The 22883-nt window shown below is 67.5% G+C and carries 25 protein-coding genes; 14 read left to right on the top strand and 11 right to left on the bottom strand.

Features of this window, described 5'->3' with window-relative positions; all coding sequences use genetic code 11:
• Positions 1-42: 42 nt before the first annotated feature.
• Both BMZ69_RS18400 and BMZ69_RS18395 read right to left on the bottom strand, forming a co-directional pair.
• The gene (locus BMZ69_RS18400; RefSeq protein WP_092159217.1) at positions 43-2121 is read right to left on the bottom strand and encodes an elongation factor G; all 2079 of its coding nucleotides are present in this window, start codon (positions 2119-2121) and stop codon (positions 43-45) included.
• A gap of 304 nt (positions 2122-2425) precedes the next feature.
• Complete coding sequence (locus BMZ69_RS18395) at positions 2426-2770, bottom strand: winged helix-turn-helix transcriptional regulator (RefSeq protein ID WP_092159215.1); 345 nt, start codon at positions 2768-2770, stop codon at positions 2426-2428.
• Positions 2771-2859: 89 nt separating this feature from the next.
• Between BMZ69_RS18395 and BMZ69_RS18390 the strand changes: the two genes are divergently transcribed.
• Positions 2860-3723 (top strand): NmrA family NAD(P)-binding protein, encoded by an 864-nt coding sequence (locus BMZ69_RS18390; RefSeq protein ID WP_175506862.1) that lies wholly within the window; start codon positions 2860-2862, stop codon positions 3721-3723.
• A 103-nt stretch (positions 3724-3826) separates the two neighbouring features.
• Here the strand turns inward: BMZ69_RS18390 and BMZ69_RS18385 are convergent, their stop codons facing one another.
• Entirely contained in the window at positions 3827-4615 is a 789-nt protein-coding gene (locus BMZ69_RS18385; protein WP_092159211.1) for an SDR family NAD(P)-dependent oxidoreductase, read from the bottom strand.
• A gap of 67 nt (positions 4616-4682) precedes the next feature.
• Positions 4683-5426, bottom strand: coding sequence for a sulfite exporter TauE/SafE family protein (locus BMZ69_RS18380; protein ID WP_092159209.1), 744 nt, complete (start codon positions 5424-5426; stop codon positions 4683-4685).
• 174 nt (positions 5427-5600) lie between these two features.
• Between BMZ69_RS18380 and rplS the strand changes: the two genes are divergently transcribed.
• From rplS to BMZ69_RS18360, 4 genes are all read left to right on the top strand, one after another.
• Positions 5601-5993: a 50S ribosomal protein L19 gene (gene rplS, locus BMZ69_RS18375; RefSeq protein ID WP_092159431.1), complete on the top strand. Its 393-nt coding sequence runs from the start codon at positions 5601-5603 to the stop codon at positions 5991-5993.
• Between the two features lie 179 nt (positions 5994-6172).
• Positions 6173-6631: a MarR family winged helix-turn-helix transcriptional regulator gene (locus BMZ69_RS18370; protein WP_092159207.1), complete on the top strand. Its 459-nt coding sequence runs from the start codon at positions 6173-6175 to the stop codon at positions 6629-6631.
• A gap of 59 nt (positions 6632-6690) precedes the next feature.
• The gene (locus tag BMZ69_RS18365) at positions 6691-8271 is read left to right on the top strand and encodes an efflux MFS transporter permease (RefSeq protein ID WP_210188045.1); all 1581 of its coding nucleotides are present in this window, start codon (positions 6691-6693) and stop codon (positions 8269-8271) included.
• Positions 8268-9308: an HlyD family secretion protein gene (locus BMZ69_RS18360; RefSeq protein WP_092159203.1), complete on the top strand. Its 1041-nt coding sequence runs from the start codon at positions 8268-8270 to the stop codon at positions 9306-9308. The genes BMZ69_RS18365 and BMZ69_RS18360 overlap by 4 nt, the downstream gene beginning before the upstream one ends.
• A gap of 20 nt (positions 9309-9328) precedes the next feature.
• Here BMZ69_RS18360 and BMZ69_RS18355 read toward each other — a convergent pair whose 3' ends face one another.
• Both BMZ69_RS18355 and BMZ69_RS18350 read right to left on the bottom strand, forming a co-directional pair.
• Entirely contained in the window at positions 9329-9742 is a 414-nt protein-coding gene (locus tag BMZ69_RS18355) for a hypothetical protein (protein WP_092159201.1), read from the bottom strand.
• Between the two features lie 56 nt (positions 9743-9798).
• Complete coding sequence (locus tag BMZ69_RS18350; protein WP_244543433.1) at positions 9799-11010, bottom strand: aminotransferase class V-fold PLP-dependent enzyme; 1212 nt, start codon at positions 11008-11010, stop codon at positions 9799-9801.
• A 100-nt stretch (positions 11011-11110) separates the two neighbouring features.
• Between BMZ69_RS18350 and kynA the strand changes: the two genes are divergently transcribed.
• Positions 11111-11959: a tryptophan 2,3-dioxygenase gene (gene kynA, locus BMZ69_RS18345; protein ID WP_092159199.1), complete on the top strand. Its 849-nt coding sequence runs from the start codon at positions 11111-11113 to the stop codon at positions 11957-11959.
• Between the two features lie 7 nt (positions 11960-11966).
• Here the strand turns inward: kynA and BMZ69_RS18340 are convergent, their stop codons facing one another.
• A complete protein-coding gene (locus BMZ69_RS18340; RefSeq protein ID WP_092159197.1) occupies positions 11967-12365 on the bottom strand; it encodes a hypothetical protein in 399 nt (132 codons plus the stop codon).
• Positions 12366-12517: 152 nt separating this feature from the next.
• Between BMZ69_RS18340 and BMZ69_RS31655 the strand changes: the two genes are divergently transcribed.
• The 6 genes from BMZ69_RS31655 (at position 12518) to leuD (ending at position 16222) form a co-directional block, all read left to right on the top strand.
• The gene (locus BMZ69_RS31655; RefSeq protein ID WP_175506860.1) at positions 12518-12694 is read left to right on the top strand and encodes a hypothetical protein; all 177 of its coding nucleotides are present in this window, start codon (positions 12518-12520) and stop codon (positions 12692-12694) included.
• Between the two features lie 89 nt (positions 12695-12783).
• Positions 12784-14202, top strand: coding sequence for a 3-isopropylmalate dehydratase large subunit (gene leuC / locus BMZ69_RS18335; RefSeq protein ID WP_092159195.1), 1419 nt, complete (start codon positions 12784-12786; stop codon positions 14200-14202).
• A 26-nt stretch (positions 14203-14228) separates the two neighbouring features.
• On the top strand, positions 14229-14474 hold the full coding sequence (locus BMZ69_RS18330) for a hypothetical protein (protein WP_092159193.1): 246 nt from the start codon (positions 14229-14231) through the stop codon (positions 14472-14474).
• Positions 14474-14932, top strand: coding sequence for a metallopeptidase family protein (locus tag BMZ69_RS18325; RefSeq protein WP_092159191.1), 459 nt, complete (start codon positions 14474-14476; stop codon positions 14930-14932). Before BMZ69_RS18330 ends, BMZ69_RS18325 begins: the two co-directional genes overlap by 1 nt.
• Before the next feature lie 5 nt (positions 14933-14937).
• On the top strand, positions 14938-15570 hold the full coding sequence (locus BMZ69_RS18320; protein ID WP_092159189.1) for a LysE family translocator: 633 nt from the start codon (positions 14938-14940) through the stop codon (positions 15568-15570).
• A 49-nt stretch (positions 15571-15619) separates the two neighbouring features.
• Positions 15620-16222: a 3-isopropylmalate dehydratase small subunit gene (leuD, locus tag BMZ69_RS18315; protein WP_092159187.1), complete on the top strand. Its 603-nt coding sequence runs from the start codon at positions 15620-15622 to the stop codon at positions 16220-16222.
• Between the two features lie 35 nt (positions 16223-16257).
• Here the strand turns inward: leuD and BMZ69_RS18310 are convergent, their stop codons facing one another.
• The 3 genes from BMZ69_RS18310 to BMZ69_RS18300 form a co-directional block, all read right to left on the bottom strand.
• On the bottom strand, positions 16258-17502 hold the full coding sequence (locus BMZ69_RS18310) for a DUF1501 domain-containing protein (protein ID WP_244543432.1): 1245 nt from the start codon (positions 17500-17502) through the stop codon (positions 16258-16260).
• Between the two features lie 2 nt (positions 17503-17504).
• Entirely contained in the window at positions 17505-18953 is a 1449-nt protein-coding gene (locus BMZ69_RS18305) for a DUF1800 domain-containing protein (protein ID WP_092159185.1), read from the bottom strand.
• A 150-nt stretch (positions 18954-19103) separates the two neighbouring features.
• Positions 19104-19892 carry a DUF4394 domain-containing protein gene (locus tag BMZ69_RS18300; RefSeq protein WP_092159183.1) on the bottom strand — a complete coding sequence of 263 codons (789 nt, stop codon included), beginning with the start codon at positions 19890-19892 and terminating at the stop codon, positions 19104-19106.
• A 213-nt stretch (positions 19893-20105) separates the two neighbouring features.
• Here BMZ69_RS18300 and BMZ69_RS18295 point away from each other — a divergent pair, with 213 nt between their 5' ends.
• Together BMZ69_RS18295 and BMZ69_RS18290 are read left to right on the top strand one after the other, a co-directional pair.
• Positions 20106-20657, top strand: a complete 552-nt coding sequence (locus BMZ69_RS18295) for a sigma-70 family RNA polymerase sigma factor (RefSeq protein ID WP_244543431.1) — start codon at positions 20106-20108, stop codon at positions 20655-20657.
• Positions 20654-21412 (top strand): anti-sigma factor, encoded by a 759-nt coding sequence (locus BMZ69_RS18290; protein ID WP_092159179.1) that lies wholly within the window; start codon positions 20654-20656, stop codon positions 21410-21412. Before BMZ69_RS18295 ends, BMZ69_RS18290 begins: the two co-directional genes overlap by 4 nt.
• A gap of 41 nt (positions 21413-21453) precedes the next feature.
• Here the strand turns inward: BMZ69_RS18290 and BMZ69_RS18285 are convergent, their stop codons facing one another.
• On the bottom strand, positions 21454-22638 hold the full coding sequence (locus BMZ69_RS18285; protein WP_092159177.1) for a MalY/PatB family protein: 1185 nt from the start codon (positions 22636-22638) through the stop codon (positions 21454-21456).
• Positions 22639-22883: the final 245 nt, after the last annotated feature.

Raw genomic sequence — 22883 nt, 5'->3', positions numbered from 1 at the left:
TTAGTCTATAGATCCCTTGCCCGGCAGTTTGTGGTGCAAGCTCTATCGCGCCTGCGCCATCGCCTGCGCCGCGACCACCGCGTCGGCCGGCTTGCCGGCGAGTTCGGCGAGATGGTCGAAGCGGGCGCTGAAGGTGCCGACACCCGCCGTCGCCGAGCGCAGTTCGACGATCAACCCGCTCATCTCCGCCTCCGGCATCAGCGCGTTGATCTGGTCCCAGCCGCGCCAGCCTGGCCGCGCATCATAGCCAAGGATCTGGCCACGCCTTGCCGAGACGATCGCCGAGGCCCGCGACATCGCATCCGAGGGAATGACGATCTCGACCGCCAGGATGGGCTCCAGCAGCACGGGCCTGGCCTGCGGGCAGGCCTCGCCCATCGCGATCCGCGCCGCCTGGCGGAAGGCCATGTCGGAGGAATCGACCGTATGGTAGGAGCCGTCGGTCAGCGTCACCTCGATGTCGACCAGCGGAAAGCCGAGCGGGCCGCGCTGGCAGTAGTCGCGCACCCCGGCCTCGACCGAGGAGATGTACTGCCTCGGCACGACGCCGCCGGTGATGCGGTCGACGAAGCGGATACCCTCGCCGCGCGGGAGCGGGCCGATCTCCAGAACGACATCGCCGAACTGGCCATGGCCTCCGCTCTGCTTGCGGTGCCGGCCGCGCGCGCTGGCCTTGCCGCGCAGGGTCTCGCGATAGCCGATCTGCGTCGCGCCGCTGTCGACATTGACACCGTAGCGCCCGGCGAGCCGTTCGAGCGCGACGCGCAAATGCATCTCACCCTGGCCGGAGAGGCGCATCTCGCCGAACTCCGCACGGTGTTCGAGCGCGAGCGCCGGATCCTCCTCGATCAGCTTGGCGAGTCCGGAGGTCAGCCTGACATCGTCCTTGCGATCCTTGACGCCGACCGAGAGCGCATGAACCGGCTCGGGCGGCGCGACGGCGCTGACGACATCGGGCCGGACCTTGCCGACCGCGACCGCGTCGCCGGTGCGGACGCCTTCGAGCCGGGCTAAGGCGACCGTCTCGCCCTCCTCCGCCGCCGGACGGCGCTGCTGCTCGGCGCCCTTGAGCTCGAGCACGCCGGCGATGCGGGCTTCGACGCCCCCGGAGGAGGTGATGACGTCGCCTTCCGCCATGCGCCCGCGCAGCACGCGTGCCAACGAGAGCTTGCCGCCCTGGCCGGACTGCCAGGTCTTCATGACCAGCGCGAGCGGCGCACCGCTGTCGACCACGCCGATCCGCCCGCGCGTCACTTCCAGGGGCGGTGCCTCATGCCTCAGCGCCTTGAGCAGCCGGGTGACGCCGTTGCCGCGCTCGGCCGCGCCGATCAGCACCGGCACGACGTGACGCTCCTTCAGTTCACGGGCGAGGTCGTCGAAGACGAGGTCGCGCGGCGGCTCGATCTCGCCGAGCAGGCCTTCCATCAGCTCGTCGTCATAATCGGCCAGCTTCTCCAGCATCGAGAAGCGGGCATCGCGCTCGCGCTCGACCTCCTCGGGTGCCAGCGGCACCACTTCGCTGGGTGCATGCTCGCGATAGATGAAGGCCCGCTCCAGCGCGAGGTCGATGAAGCCGACGGCGATGCTGCCCTGCCAGATCGGGATCTGCCGGAGCAGCAGCGGCGTGCGCGAGGCGCGCTGCAGCAGTCCGAGCGTCTCGCGTACACGCCGCGAGGCGGTGTCGATCTTGTTGAGAAAGAGGAAGCGCGGGATGTCGGCCTCCTCGAGCTCGCGCAGCACGAGTTCCAGCGCCGGCGCCTTGCGGTCATCGGCCTCGCAGACCACGACCGCGGCGTCGACCGCTGGCAGGACGTGGCGCATCTCCTGGAGAAACTCGACGGAGCCGGGGCAGTCGATGAAGGTGTAGCGCTCGCCCATGAAGTCGACGCTGGCGACATTGGGCTCGGTGCTCATCTGGTGGGAGCGTGCTTCCGGCGAGGCGTCGCCGACACTGTTCCTGGTCTTGACGGAGCCGGCGCGCGACACGGCGCCGCAACGCTCCAATATGCTCTCGAACAGGCTGGTCTTGCCGCTCTGGAAGGGACCGACGATGGCGATGCATCGCGGCCCCCGGCCTCTGACGCCGGACGGGTTTCCTCCCTTGCTGGAAGTCGCAGCCATGTCGTCCTCCTTCGGTTCTGGCCGCGCGCGGACGATGGCCCTGAAGGCTTTGCGTCCGGGACGGCGGTTGACCGGCGGGAACGGGAACGGAGCGCCCACGCCGGAAAGGCGGCGGTCGCTCGGGCCCGACAGGGTCGGGCGGCCGTCGAAGAGGGATGTCGGAGGGCAGGTTCGCGCCGTTCAGGAGCCGGCGCAAGCGGAATGTTGCCGCGTCCTGAAACTCTTCCGACGATCCAATAGCCCTCATCCTGAGGAGCCGCGCAGCGGCGTCTCGAAGGATGAGGGCTCGCGAAGGACTGGCCGTTCAGGCCGCCTCGGACCGGCGCGGACCATGCGCCTGCCCCCAGAGCGCCATCGCCTCGAAGATCGGCGCTAGCGCCCAGCCGCGCTCGGTCAGGGCGTATTCGACCCTGGGCGGCACCGTCTCCTGCACGCTGCGGGAGATGATGCCGTCCTCCTCCAGCGCCCGCAGCTGCAGGGTCATCATCCGCTGGGTCACATGCGGCAGGAGCCGGCGCAGCGCATTGAAGCGGCATGGGCCGCGCGTCAGCTGGAACAGGATCAGGGCCTTCCACTTGCCGCCGATCACGTCGATCGTCGCCTCCACCGGGCACCAGACATAGGGGATGTCCTTCAGCGAGGGGCGCATCGGCGGCTCCTATCGGTATAAAAATTGTGCGTACTTATGCTTCGGATACTGCCCTGTTATGCCCTCCCCAGCAACCGAAGGAGGACATGATGTTTGCAATCTTGGGCGCGACGGGACAGACGGGCGGCGCGGCCTTGGCGGCCTCTCTCGCCGCGGGTCATGCGGTCAGGGCGATCGTGCGCGAGCCGAGCCGCGCAACTGCGCTGACCGACAAAGGCGCGATCGTGGCCAAGGCCGACCTCGACGATGTCGAAGCACTGACGGCCGCCTTTGCCGGCGCCGAGGCAGCCTATGTCCTCAATCCGGTGCCGCATGCAGCAGAGGACGTCATCGCCGCAGCGGCAAAGAATGGCGCCGCGATCGCCGAGGCGATCCGCCGCGCCCGCGTGCCGCATGTCGTGGCACTGTCGTCGAGCGGCGCCCATCGCACGGAGGGCACCGGCATCGTCAGGGCGCTGCATGATTTCGAAGAGGCCCTGCGCGGAGCGGCGGCCTCGCTGACCTTCATCCGCGCCACCGAATTCATGGAGAACTGGGGCGGCGTGCTTGGCGTCGCAGCCGAGCACGGCATCCTGCCGAGCATGCGCCAGCCGCTCGATGCCGCCGGCGAGACCGTCTCCACGGTCGATGTCGGCCGTCAGGCCGCGGCCGAACTCGCCCGCCCGCATGCCGGCGAGCGGATCGTCAACCTGAAAGGGCCCGCCGAGTATTCACCGGAGGAAGCCGCACAGGCGCTGACCGAGTTGCTCGGTAAGCCGGTCATGGCAGTCGCGACGCCGCGCGAAGAGTGGGAACCGGGGCTTATCGCTGCTGGCTTGAGCGCGAGCCATGCCCGCGAACTGGCCGCGCTCTACGACGCCATGAACGCCGGCCGCGCCGGCTTCGAAGAGATCGGCGAGACGCGCCGCGGCAGTGTCACGCTGAAGGAAGCGCTCGCCGGGCTGCTGGGCTAAGCGCAACGATCATCGTCATTGCGAGGAGCATAGCGACGAAGCATCCAGGGGCGGCAGAGCCCTACGCCCTTCTGGATTGCTTCGCTGCGCTCGCAACGATCGCTCAGCGATTGCGCCGCTGCCCGCGCAGCGTAGGCAAACCGATGCCGACCGCGTCGAAGCCGCCATCGACGGCGAGCACCTGGCCGGTGATGTAGCTCGCCCGGTCGCTGCAGAGGAAGAAGATCGCCTCGGCGAGTTCCTCCTCTGCGCCGTATCGCGCGAGCGGGATGGCGTCGTGGTAATCGGCGCGGATCTCCGGCGAGTGCACGGCCTTGGCCATCGCCGTCTCGACCGGGCCGGGGGCTACGGCGTTGACCCGGATGCCGAGCCCGGCGAGCTCTGCCGCCTGCTGCTTGGTGAGATGGGCGAGCGCCGCCTTGCTGGTGCCGTAGGCGACGCGCAGCGTCGAGGCACGCAAGCCTGAGATCGAGGTGATGTTGACGATGGCGCCGCCACCGTTATCGGCCATCACCGGCGCGGCCGCCTGGGTCGTCAGGAAGGGACCGTCGAGATTGACGGCGAGCACACGCTGCCATTCGGCGTAGCTCGTCTCGAGCAGCGGCTTGAACACGGCGGTGCCGGCATTGTTGACGAGGGCGTCGAGCCGGCCGAAGCGCTCGACCACCGCATCGACCGCCTCCGCCACCTGCCCGGGCATGGCGACATCGCAGCCGATCGACATCGTCACGGTGGGCGCATCAAGCTCGGCCATCGCCCTGGCGAGCTCCGGCTCGTCGATATCGAGCAGCGCGACACGCCAGTTGTCGGCGAGGAAGCGCTTGGCCGTCGCGAGCCCGATCCCGCGCGCGGCCCCGGTGACGAGGGCGGTCTTGATCGAATTCTCGGACATGACGCTGCTCCGCTATGCATAAGCCTGAAGCTTGCATACAACCCGGCGCGGCCGGCCGGAAGCGCGCCTAGCGAAACGCCGCCAGCAGCAAAAACAGGCCGGAGAGCAGCATCATCCCGTCGAGCAGGTGCTGGAAGGTGCGCTCATCCATGCGCCGCACCAGCGCCCTGCCGACGAAGGCGCCGAGCATCAGCGAGGAGCCGACGATCACGCCCTTGGCGAAGATCGCCAGCGGCATCGCGCCGAAGCTGCGGAAGGTCCCGACCTTGGTCAGGTAGATGAACAGCGAGGTCGCGGCCTCCGTCGAGAGCAGCGCGCCCTTGCTCAGGCCATAGGCGGCGAAGGCGGGGATGCTGAGCGGCCCGGTCGAGAGCACGAGGCCGGTCAGGAAGCCGATCACAGCTCCCGCCAGGGCCAGCTGCCAGAGACCGAGCCTGATCTTGCGCGCCGCGAGCCAGCGCCGCCCGGGAATCATCACAAGGAAGAACAGGCCGAGACCGATATCGATCGCCGCGGCCGGCAATTGCAGCAGCGTGCGCGCGCCGAGCATCGCGGCGGGAATGCCGGGCAGCGCATAGGCGAGGAAGGCGCGCCAGTCGACCTCGCGCCACCAGGCCGCAAGCCGCGCAAGATTCGCCATCACAGCTGCGACCGCCATGATCGGCACCGCCTGCTTCGGCCCGAACGACCAGACCAGCACCGGCAGCAGCATGATCGAGGAGCCTGTCCCGACCACGCCGCCGACGGTGCCGGCGATCAGCCCGACCGCCAGGGTGAACAGCGAGGCATAGGACAGGATCTCAGCCGGCATGCTGAATCTCGTGGCCCTGCCGGCGACAATGCGCAAGATGACAGGGAACTGGCCCGGCGCGACCGCCGCAGCGTCTCGACAAACCCGCCGCCCTGCTGTATGGCCACGCCCTCAACTGAAAACAGCGAGCCGAAAGCCCGCGCTACCCGCGCGAACACGGCCATGGAGAAGACCATGAACATCATCGAGCAGCTCGACAAAGAGCAGATCGCCAAGCTCGCCGAGAGCAAGGAAATCCCGCATTTCCAGCCCGGCGACACCGTGCAGGTCAACGTCAAGGTCAAGGAAGGCGAGCGCAGCCGCGTCCAGGCCTATGAAGGCGTCGTGATCGCCCGCAATGGCGGCGGCCTCAACGAGAGCTTCACCGTCCGCAAGATTTCCTATGGCGAGGGCGTCGAGCGCGTCTTCCCGCTGTATTCGCCGAACCTCGACTCGATCAAGGTCGTCCGCAAGGGCAAGGTGCGCCGCGCCAAGCTGTATTACCTGCGCGATCGCCGCGGCAAGTCGGCCCGTATCGCCGAGCGCGTCGATGCCAAGCCGGCCAAGGGCGAGAGCAAGGGCAAGTAAGCCGCTCTTCCTTTTCCAAGGTTTCAGGAACGCGGCCTTCGGGCCGCGTTTTTTTGTTGCCTGCGCCAACGCAAGCCGCCACGCATCACATTCCTAAAACGCATATCAGAGGACAGAATTGGAACTTGTAATGCGCCTCTAGCATTGCTATGTCAGCATATCATTAGCAAGCTACCTATATGAACGCTATGGACTCCTCGGAGCTTCAAGCCGCCTTCACCGCCGAGCTGGCCTCCGCCAATCGCAAGCTCAGGGCGCTGGTCGACGAGCGCGCCCGCGACATGGGGCTGACGCTCTCGCGGGCCCGCCTGCTGATGCAGCTCGCCAAGGCCGACGGGCCGATCCAGTCCGATCTCGCCGGGCTGCTCGACATCGAACAGCCGACACTGGTGCGCCTGCTCGACGGGCTCGAACGCACCGGCATGATCGAGCGCCGCGCCGCCCCTGGCGACCGGCGGGCCCGGCGGGTGTTCCTGACGCCGGCCGCGCGCGCCCAGGCCGAGGACATCCTTGCGTTCCTGACCGAATTGCGTGCCGATGTGCTCGACGGGATCGATAGGGAGGAGCTCGAGATCGCCCTGCGCGTGCTCGCCCGGATGTCGCGGAACATCGCCGCCAATCGTGGGGCGGCCGGATGAACGCGTCCTCCCCCGCTCCTGAAGCCGCGCCGCCACCGCCGCCGTCTGCAGCCACGGGCATGAGCCGGGGACGAGCGCTGGCTTACATGCTGGCCTCGACCATGCTGGCGATGACCCAGCAGGTCGGCGCCAATCTCGTCACGACCAATGTCTATCAGATCCAGGGCGATCTCAGCGCCACAGTCGCCGAGACCAACTGGCTGATCGCCGCCTATCTGGCGCCGAACGTCTCGCTCTCGATCGCCCTGATCAAGATCAGGATGCAGTACGGCCTGCGGAATTTCGCCGAGATCAGCATCGCCGGCTTCGTGGTCGCAGCCCTGCTCAATTTCTTCGTGCACGACCTGCAATCGGCGCTGGTGGTGCGCTTCATGAGCGGCATCGCAGCAGCGCCGCTGTCCTCGCTCGCCTTCCTCTACATGATCGAGCCGCTGCAGCCGCAGCACAAGCTCACTGTCGGCCTGTCGCTGGCGCTGACCAACACCACACTCGGTATTCCGATCACGCGGCTGCTGTCGCCGAGCCTGCTCGAGATCGGCGGCTTCCATGGCCTGACCCTGTTCGAGATGGGGCTGGCGCTGGTCGCCTTCGGCCTGGTCTACGCCCTGCCCCTGACGACACCGCCTCGGGTCAAGGTGATCGGCCCGCTCGACGGCGTGAGCTACCTCCTGATCGCGCTCGGCTTCGGCGCCATCGCCGTCGCGCTCTCGCTCGGGCGGATCTACTGGTGGCTGGAGGCGCCCTGGCTCGGCGGGCTCTTCGCCGGTGCGATCCTCTGCCTGACGCTGGCGGCGATCATCGAATTGCACCGGCCGAGCCCGCTGATCGACATACGCTGGCTGACCAGCCCGGCGACGCTGCATTATGCTACCGTGCTGCTGCTCTTCCGCGTCGTGCTGGCCGAGCAGACGGTCGGAGCCTCCAACTTCTTCCAGGCGCTCGGCCTCCAGAACGAGCAGACCCTGCCGCTCTACGGCGTGATCCTGGCAGCGATCCTGGCCGGCGGCTTCACCTGCGCGGCGCTCTTGCGTCCCGGCCGGGAGAATGCCTTCTACGCGGCCGCGCTGATCTGCGTCATGACCGGCGCCATCCTCGACAGCAACGCCACGAGCCTGACCCGCCCGCACGACATCCATCTGAGCCAGGCGCTGGTGGCCTATGGCTCCACCCTGTTCCTGCCGACCGCCATGAGGCAGGGCCTTGCCCCGGCGCTCGCACGCGGCCCGGTCTACATCCTCAGCTTCTTCGTGATCTTCCTGTTCACCCAGAGCATTGGCGGCCTGCTCGGCTCGGCCCTGTTCGGCAGCTTCATCACGCTCCGGACCAGCTTCCATTACAGCCAGCTAGCCGAGCATTTCTCGCTGGCTGACCCGCTCGTTGCCCAGCGCATCCAGGAGCTCGCCGGCACCTATGGCCATATGCTGACCGACGCCGGACTGACGCGAGCCGAGGGCGTCACCCTGCTCGCCCAGCAGGCGATCCGGGAAGCGACCGTGCTCGCCTATAACGACGCCTTCCTGCTGATAGCCGTGATCGCCGGCAGCGCGCTCATCGGCCTCTTCGCCCATCTCGCCATCCTGCGCTGGCGCGAACGCGTCGCCGCTCATGCCGCCACCCCTGCCCCTGCGCCCCAGCCATGACCCGCATCTTTCGCTCCGTCTCGACCTATGTCGCCCTCGCCGTCGGCCTCGCCGGCATCGGCATCATCCTCTACGCATGGCGGCTGCCGCCCTTCGCCAGCGCGATCGAGACCACCGAGAACGCCTATATCCGCGGCCAGGTCACGGTGATCGCGCCGCAGCTCGCCGGCTATATCGCCGAGGTGGCCGTGCAGGATTTCGCCACGGTGAGGCAGGGTCAGCTCCTCGTCCGGATCGACGAGCGCATCTTCCAGCAGCGGCTGGACCAGGCCCGCGCCAGCCTCGCCGCCCAGCGAGCAGCGCTCGCCAATTCCGAACAGGCCCGCCACGCCGCCGAGGCACGCCAGCGCGCCAGCGAGGCCAATGTCGCCAGCGCGGAAGCCGCCTTGCGCACGGCGGAGGCCAATTGGGGTCGGATCGAGCCGCTGCGCGAGCGCGGCGTCGTCAACCAGACCAATGCCGACCAGAGCCTGCAGGCGCTCGACCAGGCCAAGGCCGGGCTGGCGGCGAGCCATGCCGCCGTCGACGTCTCCCGCCAGGACGTGCAGAGCGCGATCGTCAACAAGGCATCGCTCGAAGCGGCGGTGCAGGGCGCGGAAGCGGCGGTGCATCTCGCCGAGATCGACCTGCAGAACACCCGTATCCCCGCGCCGCAGGACGGGCGCCTCGGCGAGGTCTCGGCCCGGCTCGGCCAATACGTCTCGGCCGGCACGCAATTGATGGCGCTGGTGCCGAGCCAGGTCTGGGTGATCGCCAATTTCAAGGAGACGCAATTGCCCGGCATGCGCGTTGGCCAGAAGGTCTCCTTCACCGTCGATGCCCTGCGCCATGCCAGGCTGACGGGCACGATCGAGCGCTTCTCCCCGGCCGCCGGCTCGGAGTTCAGCGTGATCCGGCCGGAGAACGCCACCGGCAATTTCGTGAAGATCGCCCAGCGCGTGCCGGTGCGCATCGCGATCGATCCCGGTCAGGAGCTGGCGGAGCGGCTTTCGCCGGGGATGTCGGTGGTGGTCAGCGTCGACACCGCGCAGCGCTGACGATTATTCGATGTCGCCGCTCAGTCGGCGACATCGACATCCGTGAGCTGGAAGCCGGCCGATGTCCTAGTGAAGGTGAAGATGCTGCCGCCGCAGGCGATGGCGTAGACCTCGTTCCTGGCGCCATCGCGGTCATAGACCGGCTTGGTGCGCTGCAGGCAGGCGCGGTTCTTCGCGTTGAAATCGCTCGGCCAGGCCTTGGCGCGGAACTGCGCGGCGTCGGCGATGGAAGCATCGCCCATATAGGGCAGCTTCGTCATGGCGGCGACGGCGGCCGGATCATTGGCCTTCAGCGCCGCGCGGAACTTTCCGATGAAGTCGCTGAACTCCTGCTGCACGGCCGGAGAGGCAACGGCTTTCCGGGGCGCCTGGGCGATGGCGGGAGCGAGGGAAGCGAGAGCGGCAGCGATCACCAGGCCCGGCAGCGTCTTCATGTGTCAGCTCCGTCCGTTCGATCGACCAGCACACAATGGCTGATCGGAAGCGGAGCCTAACCCAACGTCAGTAGCCGCTCCAGCAGCAGCTTCACATCGGCTTCCGTCTGATAGAGCCCGAAGCCGACCCGCAAACGATCGCCGCGCAGATCGACGGTGATGCCGGCCTGCTTCAGCTTCTCATGCCACTCAGCCGCATCGGCATGGCGGAAGGTCAGGAAGTTGCCGCGCGCCGGCTCGCTCAAGGGCACGACCAGGTTCTCTAGGGCGAGCACGCCGCAGGGCTGCCGCGCCAAGCCCTCGGCGAAGATCGCCTGCAAGGCGTGGGCGTGGGCGTGGATCGCAGCAACGTCGAGGCCCTTGGCATCCAGCCAGTCGAACATCGCGCCCATGCGGTAGAGGCCGGAAGGATCGAAGGTCGCGCCCATGAAGCGCCAGCCATTTTCGGCATAGCCGACCTCGCCCTGCGCGCCCGAGAGCGCGCCGAAGGAGGCGTACCAGCCGGTGTCGCGCGGCCGCATGGCGAAACCGGGCGGGCAGTGCATGAAGCAGGCGCCCTCGCCGGACATGGCGTATTTGTAGCCGCCGGCGATGTAGAAGGCCTTGTCGGCGATGGCGGAGAGATCGGTCGGCCGCGCCAGGAAGCCGTGATAGCCATCGATGACGACGAGCCGCCCGGGTGCAGCGACGCCCTCGACCAGGGTTTCCAGATCGGTCAGCGCATAGCCTGAGTTGAAATGGACCTGGCTGACGAAGACCATGTCGGGACCGGGGCCTTGCTGCGCCGCGGCGACCAACCGCTCGGTCAGGCCGGCGAAGGGCTCGGCCGGTACGACGGTGAGCTCGATCAACCCGTCCTCGGCGAGCCGTTCGATCTGGCGCCGGAAGGAGTGGAACTCGGCATCGCTGGTCAGGATGCGCGGCTTGCGCTCACGCGGCAGGCAGGAGAGCAGACGATTGACGAATTCGTGTGTGTTGTTGGCCGGAACCAGCCCATCGATCCCGGGCAGGTTGAGATGCCGCGCCACGCCCTGCGCGACCTTCCGCCAGACCGGACCCAGCACCTCCTGCCATTTGCCGTCGATGAGGCGGGCGGCATCGTCCCAGGCGCGCAAATGCGCCTCGCGGGTGGCGTCCGGCCAGAAATGATGGCTGTGGGCGGCGAAATGCAGGCTCGAAGGCCAGTTCTGGCGGAAGCGTGAGAACTCGACCGAGAGGTCGAAGGGCGGGCGGCCGAGCCTTGCAGGAACCTTCGTCATCTGGTCCATCATCGCGCTCCGCAGCCTTGCCCAACCGGCAAAATACTTTAAGCTTAAAATATCTTGCGCCTCTCTCCAGTCAAGGCGCGAGGCGAGCGAGGGCGGCATCATGACCAGCGGGACGGGCGACCATCAGAGCCGGATCGAGCCGGGCATGCAGACCGATTTCAAGGAGCGGATGGATTACGGCTCCTATCTCGGCCTCGACCTGCTGCTCGCGGCGCAGGAGCCGCTGAGCGACGCGCCCGACGAATTGCTGTTCATCACCATCCATCAAGTGCAGGAGCTCTGGCTGAAGCTCGCCGCGCATGAGCTCGACGGCGCCATCGCCGCGATCCGCGCCGACGAACTGCAGCCGGCCTTCAAGTCGCTGGCGCGGGTCTCGCGCATCCAGGCGCAGCTCGTCACCGCCTGGGACGTGCTCTCGACCATGACTCCATCAGACTATCTCGCTTTCCGCGATGCGCTCGGCCAGTCCTCGGGCTTCCAGTCCTATCAGTACCGAGCCCTCGAATTCCGCCTCGGCGCCAAGGATCCGCGCATGGCGGCGATGCACAAGCATCACCCGGAGCACCATGCCCATCTCCAGGACCTGCTGAATGCACCGAGCCTCTATGACGAGGCGCTACGGCTGCTCGCCCGCCGCGGCCTGCCGGTTCCGGCCGAGTGCGTCGAACGCGACTGGAGCCAGCCGCATGTCGCGAACGAGGCGGTGAAGGCGGCGTGGCTTTCGATCTACCGCGACACGCATCAATACTTCGATCTCTATGAGCTCGCCGAGGAGCTGGTCGACGTCGAGGACCAGTTCCAGCAATGGCGCTTCCGCCACATGAAGACGGTCGAGCGCATCATCGGCTTCAAGCAGGGCACCGGCGGCTCCAGCGGCGTGAAGTTCCTGCGGACGGCGCTGGAGCGCTCGTTCTTCCCGGAGCTCTGGCAGCTGCGCAGCGAACTGTGAGGCGCACCTACTCGTTGTTGCCAAAGGTCATGTCGCGCCGCGCCGTCAGGATGCTGATCGAATAACCGGCGATCACGTCGACCAGCGCCATCAGCGTGATGATCACGAAGGTGCCGGTGCCGAAGCCGGGCACGAACAGGAAGATCAGCCCGCAGGCGATAAACACCACCATGGACAGGCCATGGTTCAGGATCGAGCTCGACTTCGCGCTGGTCGCGTTCATGATCTCGAAGAAGAGCACGATGGTCGAGACCGCTAGCAGAAGCTCGCTGACCGTCATGACGAACGCCGTGCCGGAGGGCAGGCCGATGTTCAAAAGCTCGCGCGAGAGCGGCACGCCCATGGCCGCGACGGTGACGCCATAGGCGATGACCGCCAGCAGCATGAAGGGGAAGAAGCGCGCCATCGCATCACCGATCCGTTTGCCGGCGCAGCCTGCCCTTTCGCAGCGCACCCGGAGCCGCTAGATATCAGCCCTGCACGGAACGCGCTACGCGGCTGCCGCTGCGACAGCGCCGTCGCGTTGCCCGTGCAGTTTGGAACTGGTAGAAGCGAGCCATGACGGTGAAGCGGCAGAACAGGGGCGAAGTCCGGCGCGTGATGCGCCGCACGCTGAACCTGCGCCGTTTTCCGACCACCCAGGGCTTCGCCGCGCTGCATGACCATGCCCGCCTGCCCTGGCGCTTCTTCGGCCGCTTCACGGCCTCGCTCGCAGCAGGCCTTAGCTGCGCCTGAGACCGGCCGTCCGGCCGGCGACAGGCCGTTGCGATGCGCGTTGGCCCTGATGGGCCGCTACCGATTTCCATACCGAAGGCGATGAAGCCATGACTGCGACCAAGGCCCCCTCCACCCTCTACGACAAGATCTTCGAGGACCACGTCGTCGACCGCCAGGACGACGGCACCTGCCTGCTCTATATCGACCGCCATCTCGTCCATGAGGTCACCAGCCCGCAGGCCTTCGAGGGCCTGCGCATGACCGGCCGCAAGGTCCATGCCCCGCACAAGACGCTGGCCGTGGTCGACCACAACATCCAGACCACCGACCGCTCCAAGGGCATCCAGGAAGAGGAAAGCCGGATCCAGGTCGAGGCACTCGCGCAGAACGCCAGGGATTTCGGCGTCGAGTACTTCAACGAGCTCGATATCCGCCAGGGCATCGTGCACATCGTCGGCCCCGAGCAGGGCTTCACCTTGCCCGGCACGACGATCGTCTGCGGTGACAGCCACACCTCGACGCACGGGGCTTTTGGAGCTCTTGCCCATGGCATCGGCACCTCGGAGGTCGAGCATGTGCTCGCCACCCAGACGCTGATCCAGAAGAAGGCCAAGAACATGCTGGTCCAGGTCGACGGCAAGCCCGCTCCGGGCGTCGGCGCCAAGGACATCACCCTCGCCATCATCGGCGAGATCGGCACCGCCGGCGGCACCGGCTCGGTGATCGAGTACGCGGGCGAGGCCATCCGCGGCCTCACCATGGAAGGCCGCATGACCGTCTGCAACATGTCGATCGAGGGCGGCGCCCGCGCCGGCATGGTCGCGCCGGACGAGAAGGCCTATGCCTATCTCAAGGACCGCCCGAAGGCGCCGAAGGGTGCCGCCTGGGACGAGGCGCTGCGCTATTGGGAGACGCTGCGGACCGATGAGGGTGCGCATTTCGACCGCATTGTCCGGCTCGACGCCGCCAACCTGCCGCCGATCGTCTCCTGGGGCACCAGCCCCGAGGACGTCATCTCGGTGACGGGCGCCGTGCCCGATCCCGATGAGATCGAGGACGAGGTCAAGCGCGCCTCGAAGAAGCGGGCGCTCGAGTACATGGGCCTGACGGCAGGCACCAAGATGACGGATATCCCGCTCGACGTGATCTGGATCGGCTCCTGCACCAATGGCCGCATCGAGGACCTGCGCACCGTCGCCAAGATCGTCGAGGGCAAGAAGATCCATGAGAGCCTGGATTACGGCATGATCGTGCCGGGCTCGGGCCTGGTGAAGCAGCAGGCCGAGGCCGAGGGTCTGGACAAGATCTTCATCGCCGCCGGCTTCGAATGGCGCGAGCCGGGCTGCTCGATGTGCCTGGGCATGAACCCCGACCAGCTCAAGCCGGGCCAGCGCGCCGCCTCGACCTCGAACCGCAATTTCGAGGGTCGCCAGGGCTATCGCGGCCGCACGCACCTCGTCTCGCCGGCGATGGCAGCGGCGGCGGCCCTGACCGGCCGCTTCGTCGACGTGCGCACGCTGGGCTGAAGCGGTCGGGTTCGCGGGAGGACGTCATGAGCACCGATCCCCGCGACGCCGCCCGCGCCAAGGAGGCCAAGGAAGCCCTCGCTCGCGTCAAGCGCGACGATGAGAGCTTCATCGGCTCCTCGATGGGGCGCGCGGCCGACCACTTCGCCGGCAAGGACGCGCCGGAAGGCGACAATATCGAGCTCTGGGGCCGCAGGATCGGCCGCGGCCTCTCGCTGATCGCCTTCATCGGCCTGTCCTGGTGGCTCGGGCATCAACTGAAGATCTGGTGATGGGCTCCGTTCCGTCTATCAAGACAACCGCTTCGGCCGAGGCCTCGCAGGGCCTCGACTGGGACGGCGTGCGCGCCCCCTCGGGCGCCGAGTTCGAGATCCTGGCGCAGGCGGCCTATGACCGCCTGCCCGAGGATTTCCGTAAGCTCTGCGCCGACCTCGTCATCACCATCACCGAATTCCCCGAGGACGACGTGCTGAAGGAGCTCGAGGCCGAGAGCCCCTTCGACCTGCTCGGCCTGTTCTCGGGTATCGGCTTGCCGCAGCAGGGCTATGCCCCGCAGACCGGGCAGATGCCCAATACCATCCACCTCTACCGCCGGCCGATTCTCGACTACTGGGCCGAGCATGACGAGACGCTCGGCGCCATCGTCACCCATGTGCTCGTCCACGAGATCGGCCACCATTTCGGCTTCGACGACGACGACATGGACGCGATCGAGAAGGCGGCAGGATAAGAGACATGCTCGACGAACTGATCCGCCACCTGCCTGACCTTGCCCTGGTCTTCTCGGCCTTCTTCATCGCCGTCGCCAGCCCCGGGCCGAGCAATCTCCAGGTGATGGCGACCTCGATGGAGCATGGCCGGAAGGCCGGGATGACGCTGGCGCTCGGCGTCACCACGGGATCGCTGACCTGGGGCGTCCTCGCCGCGGTCGGCGTCACCGCACTGATCGTCGCCCATCCCGGGGCACTCTACGCCATCAAGATCGTCGGAGGGCTCTATCTCCTGTTCCTGGCCTGGCGCTCGGCCCGCTCGGCCATGCAGGCGGAGATGCCGCCGCCGAAAGCCGGCCTCTCGGGCCGCCGGCTCTATCTGCGCGGCTACCTGATGCACCTCACCAACCCGAAGGCGATCCTGAGCTGGACGGCGATCATCGCGCTCGGCCTCAGGCCAGAAACGCCGGCGGTGGTGCTCTACGCCATCATCTTGGGATGCCTGACGATCTCGCTCGCGATCAACCAGACCTATGCCTACCTGTTCTCGACTGCCTCGATGGTGGCGGGCTACCGCAGGATCCGCCGCCGCGCAGAAGCCTGCCTCGCAGCCTTCTTCACCTTCGCCAGCTTCAAGCTCCTGACGGCGCAGCTCTGATTGAGCCGTGCCCCAACCTGACTAGACAAGACCTGCCGGAGTATCCGCCATGCAGCCCTTCACCACCCTGACCTCGACCCCCGCCCCGCTGAAGGTGATCAATGTCGACACCGACATGATCATCCCCAAGCAATATCTGAAGACGATCAAGCGCACCGGGCTGGGCACCGCGCTGTTCTCGGAGATGCGCTACAAGGAGGATGGCTCGGAGAACCCTGATTTCGTTCTGAACCAGCCGGCCTATCGCAAGTCGGAGATCCTGGTCGCCGGCGACAATTTCGGCTGCGGCTCCTCGCGCGAGCACGCGCCCTGGGCCCTGCTCGATTTCGGCATTCGCTGCGTGATCTCCACCAGCTTCGCCGACATCTTCTACAATAACTGCTTCAAGAACGGCATCCTGCCGATCGTGGTCAGCCAGGAAGACCTCGAGAAGCTGTTCGACGACGCCGACCGCGGCTCGAACGCGACGCTGACCGTCGATCTGGTCAACCAGAGCATCAAGGGTCCGGATGGCGGCGAGATCCGCTTCGAGATCGACCCGTTCCGCAAGCATTGCCTGCTCAACGGCCTCGACGACATCGGCCTCACCATGGAGAAGTCGAGCAAGATCGCCGCCTATGAGGAGAAGCTCAAGAGCCGCGCCTGGGCTTGAGCCTGCTCTTCCTTCCCCTCGAGGGGAGAAGGAAGCTAAACCACCAAACCCTGCATCGGCGCGAGCCCGCCGGTGCCGGGGAACACCTTCTCGGCCAGCACAGGCCCCGAGAGCCCGAAGAGGTCGGCAATGACGCCCTTCGCAACCGCGCGGATGTCGGTGGTCGGCCTGAGGTCGCGCTGCTCGTGCAGCTGCTCCGGGTTGAGGCCGGGCCAGTCGACGATCATCCGCCTGCCCCTGACCGCGCCGCCGACCAGGAAGGCGACCGTGCCGGTGCCGTGATCGGTGCCGACCGTGCCGTTGACGCGGGCGGTGCGGCCGAACTCGGTGACCACCATCACCACCGTATCCTTCCAGACGGGTTTCAGCCCGCTTTCGAAGGTCGCGAGCGCACCGTCGAGCCCGCCGAGCAGATTGGCAAGGCGCCCCTTGGCGCCGCCCTCATTGGCATGCGTGTCCCAGCCCTCGAACGCCAGCGCGGCGATGCGCGGGCCATCCTCGGCGCCGACCAGCCGAGCCGCGCCCTCGGCGATACGCTTCATGCCCTCGGCGCTGTCGGGTCCGCCGCCGCCACGCGGCTGCTCGGCGCCCTGCCTGGACGCGATCAGTTCGGTCTCGATCGCCCGCTTCAGCACCAGCGCCAAAGCGGGATCGCGCTCGCCATAGAGATCGCCGAGACGCTGGACGAGATCGGCGCCGGCCCGCGCCATGCGCGGCGGCGCCCAGCCGAGCACCGGCGCCTGGCCCCGCACCACCAGCGGCGGAACGACCCCGACGCCGAGCGCACCATGGCGCGAGACCGCCTCGCCCGGCGGCAGGCTGGCGATCAGCCGGTTGAGCCAGCCGCTCTCGGTCTTGCCCGGCCCACTTTGCCCGCTCTCCAGCACGTCCTGCCCGTCGAAATGCGAACGCTCGCGATAGCCGGTAGCGCTGGCATGGACGATTGCCGCCTGCCCGCCAGCGTAGAGTCGCGCCAGGTTCGGCATCGCCGGATGCAGGTAGAAGAAGCCGTCGAGCGGCAGCGCCGCCTCCGGCCCGTCCTTGGCGAGCGCGATGCCCTCGCGCAGATCAGCGTAAGCGGGGTCGCCGAGCGGCGGCACGGCGGAGAGCCCGTCGAGCGCGCCGCGCAGCACCACCAGCAGAAAGCGGGAATCGCGCGATCCAGCCGCCGCATGGGCAAATTTCGGCATATAGGACCAGGCAAAGAGCGCGCTGGCCGCGCCGAGCACGGCCCGGCGCGAGGGCGTCATCCGTTCGCAATCATCGTCGTCGGCGGCCATGCTCACCTCCGCTGGAATTCGGGCGACATCAGCAGCAGCGCCAGCGCCTGCGGCTTGCTCTCGGCCCGCGCCACCGCCTGTTTCGTCTGCGGCGACGCGAGCGGGCCGAGCACCTCCTCGACGAGCGCACGCGGGTCGGCGACTGAGCCCGCTGCCTGCCGACCGAGCTGGGCGGCGACGTCGATGCGGGTCTTGATGCCCTCGGGCGTCGCCCAGGCAGCGCTCGTATCGGGATAGCCGTCCGGGCCGGAAGGCTGCCAGAGCGTCTGGCCCATCACGCCGAGCGGCCCGGCGATCTGGCCGAAATCGGGCTTACGGCCGAGCGCCCGGAAGGCTGCGATCAGGAAATCCTGCGGCGTGCGCAGCTTGGTCGCGGGTGCAGCTGCAGCAAGCTCCGACGTCACCAGCGTTCGCGACAACGCGGCAAGGTCGCCGCCCGTCTCCCGGAACGTACGAGCGAGCTCGGCGGCCAGCGCCTGCGGCGGCTCGTCGGCGACGAAATGGCGGGCGAGCTTGCGGGCGATGAAGCTCGCCGTGCTCGGATGGCGGGCGAGATCGGCGAGCGCCGCCATGCCTTTCTCCTTGCCCTCCTGCCGGTAGACCTTGCCGAGCAGTTTCTGGCCGCCGGGATCGTGCAGGCCGGGATTGAAGGCGAAGGAGCCGGGGAAGCCGAGGCGGGCATCGCGGCCGACCACGGTCCAGCCGGTGATGATCCGCGCCAGCGAGGTGACATCGGCCTGCGTATAGCCGCCGGAGACGCCGAGCGTGTGCAGCTCCATGATCTCGCGGGCGAGGTTCTCATTGAGGCCGCGGCCGCGACGTTTGCCGGCGCGCGAGTCCGGGCCGATCGAGAGCTGGTTGTCGAGGAAGTTGAGCATCGCAGGATGGCTCTCGACCGCGATCAGCAGGTCCTCGAAGCGGCCGAAGATGTTGGGGCGGATCGCCTCGCGCTCGAAGGCGCCGGCCATGGCGCGGACGAAATTGCCCTTGGCGACCGAGACGCAGAAATGGTTCGACCAGAACTGCACCAGCCGCTCGGCGAAACCGGTGTCGGCTTCGAGCGCGCATTGAACGCGGGCGACGGCCTCCTCGCGATAGATCGCTTGCGGAAACTGGGGAACCGGCTGCGCCGGCGCCTGCATCTGGGCTTGCGGCTGCCCGGACATGGGCGGCGCGGCGGCGACCTGCACGCCCTGCTCCATGCCTTGCTGGCCAGCAACCCGGCGCGATTCGCGCGCGGCGCGCTCCTCATCCTCGAACGCATAAAGCGCTCGCCCGATCGGCGCCGCGCCGGAGAAGCTGACACGCGGCTGAGCAGCGCCTTCGCTGCGAATCTCCGCCAGCAGGCGCTCGCGGACATCTCCCGACGCTCCGCCCTGCCCCGGCTTCGGGCCCAAGCCGAAGCGCTGCAAGGCCAGCATCTTCAAGCGCGGGTCTGACCAATCCGCCATGCCCTCGCCTCCGCCATCCTGCGTCGCCGCTCGCAAAGTCCACTGCAACTATGGCGAAAGCCCGACCGCCAGCTCACTCCTTGCGCAATGCAAAAGGCCGCCGCTCCCTGACGAACGGCGGCCTCCTGCAGGTCGAAAGACGCCCTCAGCTCACATCGCCGGCAGCGCCGCGACATCGCGCACCGGCGCGCTCAGCCCGCCGATCTTGCCGACCATCGCGGCCTTGCCGGTGGTGATGTCGAGCTTGTAGAGGCCGCCATCGGCCACCAGCCAGCCGGTATTGCTGCCGTCGGCCGCCGTCTCGATATCGAAGGCGATCGCCTTCGGGGTGATGCCGAGCTTGCCGATCGCGCCGAGCACGCCGTCATTCGGCGGCGCCTGCTTCAACAGCCCGCCGATCTTGCCGTCGATGTCGTAGAGCGCCGTCTCCTTGGTACCCTTGACCGAATTGCTGTAAGCACCGGCGACGACCATCGGCGTCTCGCCCTTGTGCATGTCGGTCTCGGCGAATTTCAGCTTACCGTCGACCGTGGTCTTGCCGTCGTCGACATTGACGCGAAGATTGGTGCCGTCGGCGCCGATGACGCGCAGACGATCAGCGGCCGGGTTGAAATCGACCGTCGCCATCGTGCTGGCCGAGAGCACCGTGTCCATCTTCGACTTCATTGTCGCCTTGCCGGCCTTGTCGACCGTGTAGATCGTGCCGTCGGTGGCTAGCGCATAGAGCATGCCGTCGGCGGGGCGGACGTCGATGCCGGCGATCTTGCCATTGATGCCGCTGACCTTCATCGACTTGCCGGCCTTTTGGGTCGCGGTGTCGACCATGGTGAGCGTGTCGTCGCCGGTCAGGACGGCGAGCGTGCCGGCCTGGGCTGCAGTCGCCGCGAAAGCCGCGCTGAGAATGGTGGAAGCGAGAAGTAGGTTGCGAGCCTTGGTCATGTGATGTCCTCCGGTTCGTGTCGCGATCTCTGAAGGGCTGGCCGACGCCTGCTGCGGCGCGGCACCCATGGCGGATAGCGGCGAGTCTCAAGACCGGATGCGGAGGAAAAAATAAAAGCCGCGGCCTGCATCCAAGGCGGCAGGCATCGCGTAACAATGGGCCGCTGCTCTCGCGAGGACGGCCGGATACCGGGGAGATGGATGGCGACCGAGGTGAAGCAACCAGGAGAGCACGGCGAGATCGAAGCCGCGCTGCTCGCCTGTGCCGCGGGCGATAAATCAGCGCTCCGCCGCATCTACGAGGCCGAGTCGCCGCGTATGCTCGGTGTGGCGCAGCGTCTCTTGAAGCGCCGCGCTCTGGCGGAGGAAGCGGTGCAGGATGCGTTCGTGCTGATCTTCAGGCATGCCGGCCGCTTCGATCCCGAGCGCGGCGCCGGCCTGAGCTGGATCTACGCGATCCTGCGCAACCGCGCGCTCTCGATCCTGCGCGACGAGAAGCGCACCGAAGCCAGCGACACGCCGATCGCCGAGGAGACCGCGAGCGAGGAGGACGATCCGGAAACGGTGATGGCGAAACTGTCTGACGCCAGCGCGCTGCGAGCTTGCCTGGAGACGCTGTCGCCGCAGCGGCGCGGCCTCGTGCTGCTCGCCTTCGTGCAGGGCCTCACCCATGGCGAGATCGCCGGTCGCCTCAAGCTGCCACTCGGCACCGTGAAGTCCTGGATTCGCCGTTCGCTGCTCTCTTTGAAGGAGTGCCTCGGATGAGCCCCTCCCGCGACGATCAGCTCAGCCCGCCGGAACGCGACGCGCTCGCAGGCGAGTATGTGCTCGGCCTGCTCGACGGGGCGGAACTCGCGGCGGTCGAACGCCGTCTCGACACGGATCGCGATTTCGCCGCCTCGGTCGAGCGCTGGCGCCGGCATTTCGCCGCGCTCGATGCGACTGCCCCACCGATCACGCCTCCCGCCGATCTCTGGTCCCGGATCGAGGCCGGGTTGGCGGGCTTGATCCAGCCGTCCGCCTCCGCATCAGTGACGGCGCCGCGCCCGGCTACAGCCCGCACCAGCCGCTTCGCCGACTGGTGGAACAGCCTGTTCGTCTGGCGCGGCGCGGCTTTTGCCGGCGCGCTGGCGACCGTGCTGCTCGCGGTCGGCCTCTTCGGCGCACTCGATCGCGCCAAACGCCAGCCCTTGATGGTCGCGGTGCTCCTGACCGACAGCAATATCGCCGCCGCCGTGGTCAACACCTTCGCCGATGGGCGCGTCGAGATGCTGCCGCTGCAGAGCATCGACGTGCCGGCCGGCAAGGCGCTGGAGATCTGGACCCTGTGGGACCGCGCTGTCGGCCCGCGCTCTGTCGGCCTGATCGATCGGGCCCGCTCGACGCCGCTGCGGCTCGACAATCTGCCGCTCGGTCGGGATCAGCTCTTCGAGATCACGCTGGAGCCTGCCAGCGGCTCGCCGACCGGCCGCCCGACGGGCCCGATCATCGCCAAGGGCACGACCTCACAGCGGCTGTGAGACCGGCGAGCGGCGAGCTCAAAGCTCGCCGCAGCCTTTGCTCACTGAAGGTCGGCAAAGGCCTTCCGCAGGCGCTCGACAGCCTCGACCACCACCGCGCGCTGCGTCGCGAGGTTGAAGCGCAGGAAGCTGTCGCCGCCGGCGCCGAAGCTGTTGCCATGGTTGACCGCGATCTTCGCCTGCTTCTCCACGCGGGCGACGAAATCCTTCGGCTCCATGCCGGTGCCGGAGAAATCGACCCAGGCGAGATAGGTCGCCTCCAGCGGCATCGAGCGCAGGCCGGGGATGGCGTTGATCGCCTCGTCGAAGAGCCGGCGATTGCCGTCGAGATAGGCGGTCAGCGCGTCGACCCAGGCGGCGCCCTCCTTGCTGTAGGCAGCGGTCGACATCTCCATGCCGAAGGAATTCGGGGAGATGCCGAGCGCGTTCATCCGGGCGCGGAAGGGCGCGCGCAGCGCCTCGTCGGGGATGATGACGTTGCCGACATGGGCGCCGGCGATGTTGAAGGTCTTGGTCGTCGCCGTCATCATCACCAGGCGATCGATGATCTCCGGCGCGGCATTGGCCATGACCGTGTGCTTGTAGCCGGGCATGACCAGATCGTGATGGATCTCGTCCGAGACCAGGATCAGGTCGTGGCGAACGCAGAAATCGGCGATCTGGCGGAGCTCGTCGCGGGTCCAGACCCGCCCGCCCGGATTATGCGGCGAGCACAGGATCAGCATTGTCTCCTTGCCGGTCATCTGCGCATCCCAGGCGGCGATGTCGAGGACGTAGCGGCCGTCCTCCTGGGCGAGCCGGCATTCGACGACCTCGCGGCCGGCAGCTTTGATGACGCGGGCGAAGGCGTGATAGACCGGGGTCATCAGCACGACACCGTCGCCCGGCCTGGTATAGGCGTCGACGCAGAGCGCGGTACCGTTGACCAGACCGTGCGTGGTGAAGATCGCATCCGCTGCGACCTCCCAGCCATGGCGCTCCTGCATCCACCAGCGGATCGCATCGCTATTGGTCTTCTCGTCGCCAAAATAGCCGTAGACGCCATGGGCGGCCATCGCCTCGACCGCGGCCTGGACGCAAGCCGGCGGGCGGAAATCCATGTCGGCGACCCACATGGCGATGCCCTCGGAGGCAGGCACGCCGTAGATCGCTTCCATCTTGTCCCATTTGGCGCAGTTGCTGCCGCGGCGGTCGATATGCAAGTCGAAGGTCGAAGCTGCGATCATCTCAGGTTCCGATGCATTGCCGGGCTAGCACGAGCCCATCGCATACCAAGAAAATTCTTCTCCGCCAGCAGCGCTATGCGCAATTCCAATCTACCGTGACGGTCTGGCGCGGGCCTCGTCGCAACCGTTCGGGCGCTGCTATAAGCGGCCATGAGCCTGCCTGCCCCCTTAGTCGAGACCCTCGGTTCCGTTGCCGCGATCATGACCACGGCGCGCGATCCCTAGTGGATCATTGCCAGCGCCGC

Source organism: Allobosea sp. CRIB-10, assembly GCF_900112185.1.
GTDB lineage: Bacteria > Pseudomonadota > Alphaproteobacteria > Rhizobiales > Beijerinckiaceae > Allobosea.
Note: the sequence above shows the minus strand (reverse complement) of the source record. Positions and strands in the feature narration are given on the sequence as shown.

What these genes read in the sequence shown, in the direction of transcription:
- BMZ69_RS18400 (WP_092159217.1), bottom strand. Translation starts at nt 2,121, where the DNA reads ATGGCTGCGACTTCCAGCAAGGGAGGAAACCCGTCCGGCGTCAGAGGC.
- BMZ69_RS18395 (WP_092159215.1), bottom strand. Translation starts at nt 2,770, where the DNA reads ATGCGCCCCTCGCTGAAGGACATCCCCTATGTCTGGTGCCCGGTGGAG.
- BMZ69_RS18390 (WP_175506862.1), top strand. Translation starts at nt 2,860, where the DNA reads ATGTTTGCAATCTTGGGCGCGACGGGACAGACGGGCGGCGCGGCCTTG.
- BMZ69_RS18385 (WP_092159211.1), bottom strand. Translation starts at nt 4,615, where the DNA reads ATGTCCGAGAATTCGATCAAGACCGCCCTCGTCACCGGGGCCGCGCGC.
- BMZ69_RS18380 (WP_092159209.1), bottom strand. Translation starts at nt 5,426, where the DNA reads ATGCCGGCTGAGATCCTGTCCTATGCCTCGCTGTTCACCCTGGCGGTC.
- rplS (WP_092159431.1), top strand. Translation starts at nt 5,601, where the DNA reads ATGAACATCATCGAGCAGCTCGACAAAGAGCAGATCGCCAAGCTCGCC.
- BMZ69_RS18370 (WP_092159207.1), top strand. Translation starts at nt 6,173, where the DNA reads ATGAACGCTATGGACTCCTCGGAGCTTCAAGCCGCCTTCACCGCCGAG.
- BMZ69_RS18365 (WP_210188045.1), top strand. Translation starts at nt 6,691, where the DNA reads ATGAGCCGGGGACGAGCGCTGGCTTACATGCTGGCCTCGACCATGCTG.
- BMZ69_RS18360 (WP_092159203.1), top strand. Translation starts at nt 8,268, where the DNA reads ATGACCCGCATCTTTCGCTCCGTCTCGACCTATGTCGCCCTCGCCGTC.
- BMZ69_RS18355 (WP_092159201.1), bottom strand. Translation starts at nt 9,742, where the DNA reads ATGAAGACGCTGCCGGGCCTGGTGATCGCTGCCGCTCTCGCTTCCCTC.
- BMZ69_RS18350 (WP_244543433.1), bottom strand. Translation starts at nt 11,010, where the DNA reads ATGGACCAGATGACGAAGGTTCCTGCAAGGCTCGGCCGCCCGCCCTTC.
- kynA (WP_092159199.1), top strand. Translation starts at nt 11,111, where the DNA reads ATGACCAGCGGGACGGGCGACCATCAGAGCCGGATCGAGCCGGGCATG.
- BMZ69_RS18340 (WP_092159197.1), bottom strand. Translation starts at nt 12,365, where the DNA reads ATGGCGCGCTTCTTCCCCTTCATGCTGCTGGCGGTCATCGCCTATGGC.
- BMZ69_RS31655 (WP_175506860.1), top strand. Translation starts at nt 12,518, where the DNA reads ATGACGGTGAAGCGGCAGAACAGGGGCGAAGTCCGGCGCGTGATGCGC.
- leuC (WP_092159195.1), top strand. Translation starts at nt 12,784, where the DNA reads ATGACTGCGACCAAGGCCCCCTCCACCCTCTACGACAAGATCTTCGAG.
- BMZ69_RS18330 (WP_092159193.1), top strand. Translation starts at nt 14,229, where the DNA reads ATGAGCACCGATCCCCGCGACGCCGCCCGCGCCAAGGAGGCCAAGGAA.
- BMZ69_RS18325 (WP_092159191.1), top strand. Translation starts at nt 14,474, where the DNA reads ATGGGCTCCGTTCCGTCTATCAAGACAACCGCTTCGGCCGAGGCCTCG.
- BMZ69_RS18320 (WP_092159189.1), top strand. Translation starts at nt 14,938, where the DNA reads ATGCTCGACGAACTGATCCGCCACCTGCCTGACCTTGCCCTGGTCTTC.
- leuD (WP_092159187.1), top strand. Translation starts at nt 15,620, where the DNA reads ATGCAGCCCTTCACCACCCTGACCTCGACCCCCGCCCCGCTGAAGGTG.
- BMZ69_RS18310 (WP_244543432.1), bottom strand. Translation starts at nt 17,502, where the DNA reads ATGGCCGCCGACGACGATGATTGCGAACGGATGACGCCCTCGCGCCGG.
- BMZ69_RS18305 (WP_092159185.1), bottom strand. Translation starts at nt 18,953, where the DNA reads ATGGCGGATTGGTCAGACCCGCGCTTGAAGATGCTGGCCTTGCAGCGC.
- BMZ69_RS18300 (WP_092159183.1), bottom strand. Translation starts at nt 19,892, where the DNA reads ATGACCAAGGCTCGCAACCTACTTCTCGCTTCCACCATTCTCAGCGCG.
- BMZ69_RS18290 (WP_092159179.1), top strand. Translation starts at nt 20,654, where the DNA reads ATGAGCCCCTCCCGCGACGATCAGCTCAGCCCGCCGGAACGCGACGCG.
- BMZ69_RS18285 (WP_092159177.1), bottom strand. Translation starts at nt 22,638, where the DNA reads ATGATCGCAGCTTCGACCTTCGACTTGCATATCGACCGCCGCGGCAGC.